The sequence below is a fragment of the Collinsella sp. HCP28S3_E9 genome, assembly GCF_052065455.1.
GTDB lineage: Bacteria > Actinomycetota > Coriobacteriia > Coriobacteriales > Coriobacteriaceae > Collinsella.
In genome coordinates this window covers 1-10336 of the sequence record NZ_JBQHTZ010000026.1, presented here as the reverse complement: position 1 = coordinate 10336, position 10336 = coordinate 1, and the positions used below count along the sequence as shown (strand labels likewise).

The 10336-nt window shown below is 59.4% G+C and carries 11 protein-coding genes and 1 pseudogene; 6 read left to right on the top strand and 6 right to left on the bottom strand.

Annotation, left to right across the window (positions count from 1 at the left end; all coding sequences use genetic code 11):
• Positions 1–65: 65 nt before the first annotated feature.
• From ACTNA2_RS08845 to ACTNA2_RS08835, 3 genes are read right to left on the bottom strand one after another with little or no spacing between them, the layout of a single operon-like run.
• On the bottom strand, positions 66–686 hold the full coding sequence (locus tag ACTNA2_RS08845) for an ATP-binding protein (protein ID WP_441049338.1): 621 nt from the start codon (positions 684–686) through the stop codon (positions 66–68).
• Between the two features lie 2 nt (positions 687–688).
• Positions 689–1711, bottom strand: coding sequence for a Mu transposase domain-containing protein (locus ACTNA2_RS08840; RefSeq protein ID WP_441049336.1), 1023 nt, complete (start codon positions 1709–1711; stop codon positions 689–691).
• Between the two features lie 39 nt (positions 1712–1750).
• Positions 1751–2125: a helix-turn-helix domain-containing protein gene (locus tag ACTNA2_RS08835; RefSeq protein ID WP_441049334.1), complete on the bottom strand. Its 375-nt coding sequence runs from the start codon at positions 2123–2125 to the stop codon at positions 1751–1753.
• Between the two features lie 143 nt (positions 2126–2268).
• On the opposite strand from ACTNA2_RS08835, the pseudogene ACTNA2_RS08830 reads away from it, so the two are divergent.
• A pseudogene (locus ACTNA2_RS08830) lies at positions 2269–2613 on the top strand (transposase); the annotation flags it as partial.
• Positions 2614–2892: 279 nt separating this feature from the next.
• Here ACTNA2_RS08830 and ACTNA2_RS08825 read toward each other — a convergent pair.
• Positions 2893–3738 (bottom strand): lipopolysaccharide biosynthesis protein, encoded by an 846-nt coding sequence (locus ACTNA2_RS08825; protein ID WP_441049332.1) that lies wholly within the window; start codon positions 3736–3738, stop codon positions 2893–2895.
• Between the two features lie 17 nt (positions 3739–3755).
• Positions 3756–4427, bottom strand: coding sequence for a DapH/DapD/GlmU-related protein (locus tag ACTNA2_RS08820; RefSeq protein ID WP_441049330.1), 672 nt, complete (start codon positions 4425–4427; stop codon positions 3756–3758).
• Between the two features lie 168 nt (positions 4428–4595).
• On the opposite strand from ACTNA2_RS08820, the gene ACTNA2_RS08815 reads away from it, so the two are divergent.
• The 5 genes from ACTNA2_RS08815 to ACTNA2_RS08795 all read left to right on the top strand — a co-directional run bounded on the left by ACTNA2_RS08815 (position 4596) and on the right by ACTNA2_RS08795 (position 9404).
• The gene (locus ACTNA2_RS08815; protein WP_441049328.1) at positions 4596–5291 is read left to right on the top strand and encodes a glycosyltransferase family 2 protein; all 696 of its coding nucleotides are present in this window, start codon (positions 4596–4598) and stop codon (positions 5289–5291) included.
• A 5-nt stretch (positions 5292–5296) separates the two neighbouring features.
• Entirely contained in the window at positions 5297–5644 is a 348-nt protein-coding gene (locus tag ACTNA2_RS08810) for a DUF2304 domain-containing protein (RefSeq protein ID WP_441049326.1), read from the top strand.
• Positions 5645–5816: 172 nt separating this feature from the next.
• The gene (gene rfbA / locus ACTNA2_RS08805) at positions 5817–6725 is read left to right on the top strand and encodes a glucose-1-phosphate thymidylyltransferase RfbA (protein WP_441049324.1); all 909 of its coding nucleotides are present in this window, start codon (positions 5817–5819) and stop codon (positions 6723–6725) included.
• Between the two features lie 12 nt (positions 6726–6737).
• A complete protein-coding gene (gene rfbB, locus ACTNA2_RS08800; RefSeq protein WP_441049322.1) occupies positions 6738–7757 on the top strand; it encodes a dTDP-glucose 4,6-dehydratase in 1020 nt (339 codons plus the stop codon).
• 159 nt (positions 7758–7916) lie between these two features.
• On the top strand, positions 7917–9404 hold the full coding sequence (locus tag ACTNA2_RS08795; protein ID WP_441049320.1) for a sugar nucleotide-binding protein: 1488 nt from the start codon (positions 7917–7919) through the stop codon (positions 9402–9404).
• A gap of 294 nt (positions 9405–9698) precedes the next feature.
• Here the strand turns inward: ACTNA2_RS08795 and ACTNA2_RS08790 are convergent, their stop codons facing one another.
• Positions 9699–9905: a hypothetical protein gene (locus tag ACTNA2_RS08790; protein ID WP_441049318.1), complete on the bottom strand. Its 207-nt coding sequence runs from the start codon at positions 9903–9905 to the stop codon at positions 9699–9701.
• Between the last annotated feature and the right edge of the window lie 431 nt (positions 9906–10336).

Sequence of the window (10336 nt, the reverse complement as noted above, 5' to 3'; positions counted from 1 at the left end):
GCGGCGTAGCATGCGCTAGAATGACGGCATTCTAGGTGATTCTCGGCTCCTCGGGCAGCCTGCGGCTACCCTCGAAAACCGAGCTCTACACCAACATTCGGGACACTACCCTCGTAGCAGTCGGACATCACCTGGAACAGCAGCTGCGCGCTCTCGGTGTCGAGCGGGACATACCCGAATTCATCCAGGATGATTAGGTCGTTTTTCGAGATGTCCCGCATGTACGCCTCCAGCGCGTGCTCGCGGCTGGCCCGGCCCAGCGCCATCGCGAGCTCGGCGGTCGTGTAGAAGCGAACTGTCTTGCCGGCCTTGACGCATGCGTTGCCGATGGCTATGGCGAGATGGGTCTTCCCTCGGCCGGTCTGGCCGTAGAAGACGAAGTCCTGGGCGGCATCGACGAACGACAGCGACTTCAAGTCGTCCTCCGTGTAGCCGTCCGGCATCCCGACTTCGGAGAAATCGTAGCCCTCGAACGACTTGACCTGCGGGAACCTCGCTCTCCTGTACAGCCTTGCGCGCTTGTTGCGCTCCCTGACGTCAATCTCGTATTCGAGAAGGTCCATCACGGCGCGCAGCTGCGCCGCGCTCGCGCTGCCCAGGAACCAATCCACGGTCTCGTTGGAGAAGTACTTGCTGCGCGCACGCTCGCGGAGCTGCCCGGCATCTTCTTTCGACCTGATGGCCATGGCTACACCGCCCTCCTCATCGCCGCGTCGTATACGCCCAGGTCGATGGGCTCGTCGTAGACGATCGATGCGCTGTTCGCGCTGGCGGCGGCCATGGCCACCGTGGATTCGTCCAGGCGGCCCGTAGACGAGAGGGCCAACGATATGGCCTCGACCGCCCCGTCCCAGCCGTATCGGCCGACCTGGCTGTCCATGGTTCGCAGGACCGCCCTCAGGTCGGGCTTGCCCAGCTTGTCCATATACGCGGCCACGTCGCCCGGAAGCACGTCTCTTACCTGGCTGTTCTTCCACGCGCCGACCTTGAAGCTGAGCAGGGGCAGCTGGCTTGCGGGGTTGGCGGAGTCGGAGGGGGCCGAGCCGTACGCGCGCTCATGCTCGCACACCAGCTCGCCGTCTTCCGTGTAGATGCCGACCTTCGTGGCGCGCAGGGCGACGACGAGCGTCGAGCCCGCAAGCGACGGGTCCGTCGAGTAGAAATGGCGGCCGTCCACCTGGACCTTTCCCTGCTTGCTGGCTTTGGCCGTGACGTACCTGACCACGTTGAACGCCTTGTCCGGCAGCCCGCTCATCGCCAGACGGTCCTCCATTAATAGCCGGCCCTCGTCCTCACCCTTCATGTAGTGCTCCTTCGCGAGGTCCGTGCACATGCCCAGCAGCCTCTCGTTGAAGTTCTCGACGGAGTAGATGCGGTAGACCGGTACGAACAGGTTGTGCCTGATGAAATCGACCTTGCGCTCGACGTTGCCCTTCTCATGGCCCGAGCTGGGGTTGCAGAAGCTGAAGCCGAACCCGTAATGCGCGGCGAAGGCTGTGAAGGTCTCGGTGGTGCGAATGGCCTCGCATACCCGGCGGCCGACGCCGGTGGCGTTGTCGAAGACGATGCGCATCGGCACGCCGCCGACGTACTCGAAGGTCTGCTTCAGCGCCTGGCAGACGCATTCCGAGTTCTCGGACGGGAACACCTGGGCAAAACCCATGTTCGAGAAGGGGAACGACAGGACGAAATAGCTCAGGCGCTTCTTCACGCCGTAGACGTAGAAGTCCGCCTGCGCCTCGCCTGGGTTCTAAACCAGGTCGAGGAAACCCTCGGCGACGGCGCGCCGCTGCTTTTTGAGCTCGGCGACGTAGTGGCGGACCGTGGACTCGCAGCATTTGACGCCGTACTCGTCTCGAAGCCTGTGCCAAATCCGACGGGCGGTGTGGCGTTGCTTGCGCCAGGTCTTGGCGTCCTCATCCAGCCAGCCCTCGATGACGGGCCTGTAGTCATCGAGCATCCTCTCCGAGGTCTTCTTGATGGGGAAATCGGGGCTGAGGTCCGGGTCGCCGAGCTTCGCGTAGGTGGTGGTGCGAGAGACGCCGGCTATCCTGGCGATCTCGGCGATGGACACGCCATTCTTCCTCATTTGGCGTATAGAATGGATGGTGGACATGCTGATCATACCTTTCTGACCTCCTTGGCTGATTTATTAGGCAACAACCAAGTTAGTCGTTTGAGATGGTCGGCATGTTTGCTTTTGTGCTCAAAACGGTCAAGCCGAAGTGTTCACTTTTACGCTACCACTGACACCCAAGGTTCAAGAACGCGGGGTCGTTCGCGGCTTGGGTGGGTCTCACCCCGTCCGAGCACTCCAGCGGCGAGAGCGTTTGCAGGGGCGGCATAACCAAGGCCGGCAACAAGCACCTGAGGCGCGTTCTGATGGAGGCCGCATGGCACTACCTCAACGCCAGCCGATGCTCGAAGGACCTCGCGAAGGGCCAATCTCCCGACCCTGCGGCGAGAAGGCACGCGATCAAGGGTGTGGGGAGGCTGATCCAGAGGCGGGAGTCCATGCTCGAGCGCGGGGTGCTCAAGAACAAGGCGAACGTGGCCACGGCGCGCGAACTCGCCTGCTGGTGCTGGGCCGTCGGCTGCATGGCCGAGGCGTAGGCCGTATGCCGTGTCGCGGTTGACATAGCGCGATCCCTCCCATCCCGCGGTCGATCCGAGGCCGTTGGGGGCGAACCCCAGTCTCTTTTTCTGCGAGCGCCAAAAGCGCCACCCGCGTAAACAGACTGTCGAATCGACGAGGTAGCCCCAGCCGTAGCAACGGATTGTCCAGCACGCCAGTGCCACGGGCGGATATTAAACTGCAAAGACGAGCGTCGGAAAGACACGCCGAGGTCACCGCGGGAGGGTGGAGATAGAGGAAGGGCCCGGCCCTTGGGATCAAACCCATGGGCCGGGCCCGATATTGCCTATTGACAATGTCCTGCCCATATTAAAAAGGAAGCTTGCGGAAATCTGGATGATCGAGACGGGCATGGCTATGGAGCTATAGAAGCCAAGGGCTTCGGTTCCGGCGGTGGATTCAATTGCCATGCGGGGAAGTTGTCCAGCCGCGGCAAATAGTAGGCCGTATGCGGCTGTTGGAAAGCAAGCTTTAAGGAGGGAGAGGATGTTACTGAGGGAGATGGAGCTTGTGTAGGCAAGGTCATGCGCTTTGTTGCGATCATAGAAACAAACGATGGAAGCTGAAGCCAATGTGACGCCCATCAAGGCGAGGACAAGGGACTTGGTTATCGTAAGCAGCACGATGAACGCAGCGGGAGTCGCCACACCGCGGAGAGCAAACGATATACCAACATAATCCATGCGAGAGCGAAGCTGAATGGAGCCTTGATAAACGTCTGACATGGCTTCTGTCAGTTTAAACAGCATGAATACCATGATGCATGATGCAGGCTCCGGTTTATATCGTTTAATGAGAACTAAAGCACCACAGCCAATCAAGGCGATGATTGATGTGACGATTCGTGAGCCTGCATATTCGGAGTCGGTATACCTGCGCTCAATATCTGATGCCTGATAATTTCTCATTGAATAGGAGGCTATGGTATGGAAGGTGGAACACACGCTTACCGCGAGTGCGTATACTCCCGCTTCCGTAAATCCAAGAAGAATAGCCACAATGTATGTAAACAGCCATTGGGTGCCTAGATAAATGAGGTTGCCCACGGAGTTCCAAATCAGGTTTTTCTTGATTGACAGTCCGTTGTCTAGGCTTTCATCCACGTTTTTGACTCCTCGCATTATTGTTTAATTACCTTTGCCGGAGAACCCACCGCGATGCTGTTGGCCGGAATGTCTTTGCTCACGACCGCATTAGCGCCAATGATTGCGCCGTCACCGATGTGCACGCCTTTCAGCGCACAGACGTTCTCGCCAAGCCAGACGTTGTCACCGATAATAACGGGCATGGAGGCCAGGGCACGCTTGCTTGGGTCGGTATCGGGGTGACTGGGGTTTGGTCCACTGTACTCTCCGTGTCCGCAATCGCTAATGAATACCTTCGATGCGGAAAGGAAGTTTTTACTGATTGTGACATGGTTTGTGGCGACAATGTGAACGTTGTCGCCAAGATGGCAGTTCTCTACAATCTCAGTGCGAATGGTCTTGTCCTGTCTGCCATCTCCGAATGCCTCGATGCGGCATCCGTATCCCGTAGTAAATCCTTTGCCGTAAGAGAAGCGAGGTTTGCCACGCAAAAAAGAACGGACGTCGTATAAGGAGTGCGTTGGGATAGAACAGCCTTGTGCAGATCGTGGATTGGACCATGCTTGAAATTTCGGACAGAGTGTAGTAGTTGTCCAATAGGTACATGGGCACTCCATCCGTGGCGGACCGTTTGGAATAATCAGAATTACGGTTGAATAAGTATAACTGTTCCGTGCCGTGTGCTTGTGTGGCTCGATTGCGGACATGGTGCAATCGTCTTTTCGTCAAGAAGGCGGGAGTAGCGAGGAAGGTATAATTGAAGCTCAGGTTTAGGTTTTGCTGATGAACTCGGTTGCCTGCTGCCCTGTGAATTAGAGGATAGCTTTCGTGCCGTATTCTCATGCTCTGGGCGTGTGGTTCCGTAAGGAGGCCAAGTGAGCAAAGTGCTCGTAATAATTCCTGCATATAACGAGCAGGATTCAATCCTTTCAACAGTCGACGCTGTCGTTTCTGCTGGTTATGACTACGTGGTTGTAAACGACGGCTCCAAGGACGATACCCTCGCCGTCTGTCGCGAGAACGGCTTGAATGTGCTAGACCTTGCTCAGAACTTGGGCATTGGTGGCGCCGTCCAGTGTGGTCATAAGTACGCTCAGCGTAATGGCTACGACATTGACGTTCAGGTGGATGGTGATGGACAGCACGATCCGGCGTATATATCGAAGCTTGTTGCTCAGGTTGAGGCGGGTGCAGATCTGGCAATTGGGTCGAGGTTCCTCGAGGTCAATGAAGGTTTCCAATCAACATGGCTCCGTCGTGTTGGGATTACGTGGTTTGAGAAAGTGTTGAAGGTTCTTACCGGTGCCACGGTTACCGATGCTACTTCTGGTTTCCGCGCATGCGGGCGTAAGGCCATTGCGTTGTTTGCAGACTCGTATCCCGCTGATTATCCGGAGCCTGAGTCCATTGCCCTTTGTCTCAAGCGGGGCTTAATGGTCAAAGATGTCGCTGTTGAGATGCGTGAGCGTCAGGGTGGTAAGTCTTCTATCGGCGGATTGTCTAGCATTTACTACATGATTAAAGTAACCATGGCAATCTTGATAGTATCCCTTACCGGTCATGAAGGGTGATTGATATGACGTTTGTTACCCAGGTTTTCGCGGCGATTTTTGCGGTCGTTCTTTTTGTGTATGTGATCAACCTTGTATCAAAAGGCAGGCTATCGCTTAAGTATTCGTTTTTCTGGTTGTTGTTATCGGTTTTGATTCTCATTGCGGCGTTTTTTCCGGGCTTCATTGGCACGGTTGGAGAGCTGCTGGGCTTTGTGCTGACGACGAACTTTGTCTTTTTTTTGGGCCTGTTCCTGCTCCTTGCGTTTTCTCTCATGCTTAGCGTTGTTGTGAGCAAGCAGGCTTCAAGCATAAAGAACCTGACACAGAGGCTGGCGGTTGTAGAAAAAGAGCTCAAAGACTCGTCGTTGTGAATTGGCGCATGGTCGCTACTTTGCTGTTTGAGGCCGTGGTGCTCGTGTCGGGGCGGCATGATGGCGTGCACTGGTTTTCTATACGCGCTTCTTTTGTACAACCTCGGACGCCTGGGCTTCCTCGCGTATAATTTAAACAATTATGTACAGCCCGTCTACGGAGGTCCAACCTATGAAGGGCATCATCCTCGCGGGCGGCTCGGGCACGCGCCTGTATCCGCTCACGCTCGTCACTAGCAAGCAGTTGCTGCCGGTCTACGACAAGCCCATGATTTACTACCCGTTGTCCACCCTTATGCTGGCGGGCATTCGGGACATCCTGGTCATCTCCACGCCGGCGGACCTGCCTAACTTCCAGCGCCTGCTGGGCGACGGCTCCCGCTTCGGAGTTAACCTCTCCTACGCCGAGCAGCCCTCTCCGGACGGCCTGGCCCAGGCCTTCATCATCGGCGAGGAGTTCATCGCCGGCGAGCCCTGTGCGCTCGTGCTGGGCGACAACATCTTCTATGGTAACGGCCTTTCTCGTCATTTCAAGCGGGCCGTCGAGACTGCGGAGCGCGAAGGCGGCGCCACTATTTTTGGTTATCACGTGGATGATCCCGAGCGATTCGGCGTGGTGGAGTTCGATAAGGATTTCAACGCCATATCCATCGAGGAGAAGCCTGAGCATCCCAAGAGCTCCTACGCCGTTACGGGTGTGTTCTTCTATGATGGTCGCGTAACTGAAATGGCCAAAAAGGTAAAGCCCTCCGCGCGCGGCGAGCTCGAGATTACCACCCTCAACCAGATGTACTTGGACGATGGTTCACTTTCCGTGGTCACTCTCGGCCGCGGCTACGCTTGGCTGGACACCGGCACCATGGAGTCCCTTTACGAGGCGTCCGAGTTTGTGCGCTCCGTGGAGCGCGCCCAGGACCTGCCCGTGTCCGTTCCCGAGGAGATCGCCTGGGAGAACGGCTGGATCGACACGCCGGCCCTCGAGGCAGCCGCCGAGGCCTACGGTAAGTCCGTCTACGGTGGGCACCTCAAGCAGGTAGCCGCTGGCGCCATTAATTCCAAGAACAATAGTTATGAGGAATAGGGGAGAACCACCTTGTCCGAGAACTTCGAACCTAAGAACATCATCGTCACCGGCGGCTGCGGCTTCATCGGGTCCAACTTCGTGCACTACGTGGTCAAGAACCACCCTGAGGTGCACGTGACCGTGCTCGACAAGCTCACCTACGCCGGCAACCGCGAGAACATCGCGGGCCTGCCCGCTGGCCGCGTGGAGCTCGTGGTGGGCGACATCTGCGACTCCGAGCTGCTCGACCGCCTCGTGCCCGGCCACGACGCCATCGTGCACTACGCTGCCGAGAGCCACAACGACAACTCCATCGACGATCCCACGCCCTTCCTGTGCACCAACGTGGAGGGTACCTTCTGCCTGCTGCAGGCCGCGCGAAAGTTCGGCGTGCGCTACCACCACGTCTCCACCGACGAGGTCTACGGCGACCTCGCGCTGGACGACCCGGCGCGCTTCACCGAGGAGACCCCGTACCGCCCCAGCTCCCCCTACAGCTCCACCAAGGCGGCCTCCGACCACCTGGTGCGCGCCTGGCACCGCACCTTCGGCGTGAGGGCGACCATCTCCAACTGCTCCAACAACTACGGCCCCTACCAGCACGTGGAGAAGTTCATCCCGCGCCAGATCACCAACATCCTGGACGGCGTGCGCCCCAAGCTCTACGGCGACGGCCGCAACGTGCGCGACTGGATCCACACCGACGACCACTCCAGCGCCGTGTGGACCATCCTCACCAAGGGTGAGATGGGCGAGACCTACCTCATCGGCGCCGACGGCGAGAGGTCCAACATCGACGTGCTGCGCGCCATCCTCGAGCGCATGGGCATGCCCGCGGACGACTTCGACTGGGTGCGCGACCGCCCCGGCCACGACCGCCGCTACGCCATCGACTCCACGAAGCTCCGCCGCGAGCTGGGCTGGGAGCCCAAGCACACCGACTTCTCCGAGGGCCTGGACCAGACCATTGCCTGGTACACCGAGAACCGCGCCTGGTGGGAGCCCGTCAAGGCAGCTACCGAGGCCCGCTACAAGGCCCAGGGGCAGTAGAAACTTCTTTTTTGGGCAACGTTGGTTTTTGGTCCGACGGTGCCCGTTTTTGCGCTACGTGCCTTCTCGGCCCGTGCGCGGTGCGCTCCCTTGCGGACATGGTGATGATCCCGGGGGGTCGCCGCGCACGGGCCGGGATTTTGGAAAGGAACGGACCTCATGGCAGAATTCGATTTCGAGAAGCAGCTCACCGTCACGGAGACCGGCATCCCCGGGCTCAAGGTGGTGGAGCTCCCCGTCCACGGCGACAACCGCGGCTGGTTCAAGGAGAACTGGCAGCGCGAGAAGATGGTGGCGGCGGGCATCCCCGACCTCCGCTTCGTGCAGAACAACATCTCCTTCAACGACAACAAGGGCGTCACCCGCGGCATCCACGCCGAGCCCTGGGACAAGTTCATCTCCGTGGCCACCGGCTCGGTCTTCGGCGCGTGGGTGGACCTGCGCCCCGGTGCGGGCTTCGGGAAGGTCTTCACCTGCACGCTCGACCCCTCGCGCGCCATCTTCGTGCCGCGCGGCGTGGGCAACTCCTACCAGGCCCTGGAGGACGGCACCGCCTACACCTACCTGGTGGACGCCCACTGGTCGCTCGAGCTCAAGAAGACCTACACCTTCGTGAACCTGGCCGACCCCGAGCTCGCCATCCAGTGGCCCATCCCGCTGGAGGAGTGCGAGCTCTCCGAGGCCGACAAGGCGCACCCCATGCTCGCTGACGCCCTGCCCATGGCCCCGCGCCGCACGCTCGTGACCGGCTGCAACGGTCAGCTGGGCCGTGCCGTGCGCGCCATGGCTGAGGAGCGCGGCCTGGCCGATACCTTCGACTACTGCGACATCGACACGTTCGACATGTCCGACCCATCTGCGTACTCCAAGTACGACTGGTCGGTCTACGGCACCGTGATCAACTGCGGCGCCTACACCGCGGTGGACAAGGCTGAGACTCCCGAGGGACGCCGCGTCTGCTGGGCCGCCAACGCCACGGGGCCGGCCCTGCTCGCCCGCACCTGCGCTGAGCACGGCCTCACGCTCGTGCACGTGAGCTCGGACTACGTGTTCGACGGCACGGCTCCGCTCCACACCGAGGACGAGGTCCCGTCGCCGTTGTCCGTCTACGGCCAGTCCGAGGCCGCCGGTAACCTCGCGGTGGAGGGGTACCCCGCGCACTACATCCTGCGCTCCAGCTGGGTCATCGGCGAGGGGCACAACTTCGTGAAGGCCATGCGCATGCTGTCCGATCGCTGCGCCAACGCCGAGGATGCCCTCGAGCAGGTCATCGTGGTTGACGACCAAGTGGGCCGCCTTACCTTCACCAAGACCATGGCGGGCGCCATCTTCCACCTGCTTGGTTACCGCGAAGGCGACATGGAGCCCACGGCTCCCGCGCCCTACGGCGTCTACAATTGCACCAACTCTGGCGACGTTGCCAGCTGGGCGCAGATCGCGGCCATGGTGTTCGATCGCGCTAACGGCAACGGTGCCAAGGTGGTGCCTGTTACCACGGAGAGCTACTACGCCAACGCCACCGGTCCCGTGGCCCCGCGCCCGGAACATTCCGCGCTGGATCTGGGCAAGCTGGAAGCCACGGGCTTTGCGCCCGCGGACTGGCACACCGAGCTCGACGCGTACATGGACGAGCTGCTTGTCAAGTAGTTTTCCGAGAGTTTCGGAGCGTGCGGGTCTCCGATCTATCATGAGCTGCGGTAATGCGAATCCGTTGTGAGCGGATGGCGCAGCACCCTTGCAGTTTTGGGCCATTCTTCCTTGTCGCGACGCACTCCGAACAGGTAGATGAACCAGTTCAGGTAAGAGACTGCAGGTTCGCCTTCTTCATGCCCGGGAGGAGGAAGAGGTATCGCCGAAGCCAAGAGCAGAGGTTGTCGGCCAGGTCTCCATCGCCTCCAGGTACGCCGGGTCGTTGACGTCCGCCTTGCACACCTCGTCCGTTCATCTGGCCGCTTTCACGAGCGCTGGGTGTGACCGCTCCACGTCTTGCATGATGACCGGACCCGGCGCGATATGGGAGAATAGCGCATCCTCGATGCTCTTCGACGACGGCTTACCGTGGCCGCATGTGACGACGACCGCGTTCTTGAACGCGTCGATGGTGACCGTTATGTGGATCTTGTTCTTGGAGAGACTCCTCTTGGACACGAAGTCCGCACTTCGAACGATGTCGGAGTCGGTGAGGTAGAGCCCGTCGATCCAGATCCTGCCTCTCAGTACCAGCCGGTCCTGGTAGCCGTCGACCGTGGTGAAGACCTGGTGGCGTCACTCGAACGCGGTCTTGTGGGCGATGCCGCAAACCTCGGCGACGAGGTCGATCGGCGCGTTGTAGCACATGCACGTGATGAACCTCTCCCAAATTCGTGTTTGATACTTTGCTTGGGGCGGATACAGCGTTTCTTCCGGCGATTTCTCGCGTTTTTTTATGGTCTATGATCGTTTTCCTTGCCTATACTCTTGCCGTGTTAAGATCGCGTGCCGAATGTTGGTGTAAGGGGCCGCTTCCCTGGCCGTAGAAAGCAGGAAGCGGTTATCGCCTAGAATCTTAATTGCTGAAGTTAGGATTCGTGGAAAGGCAA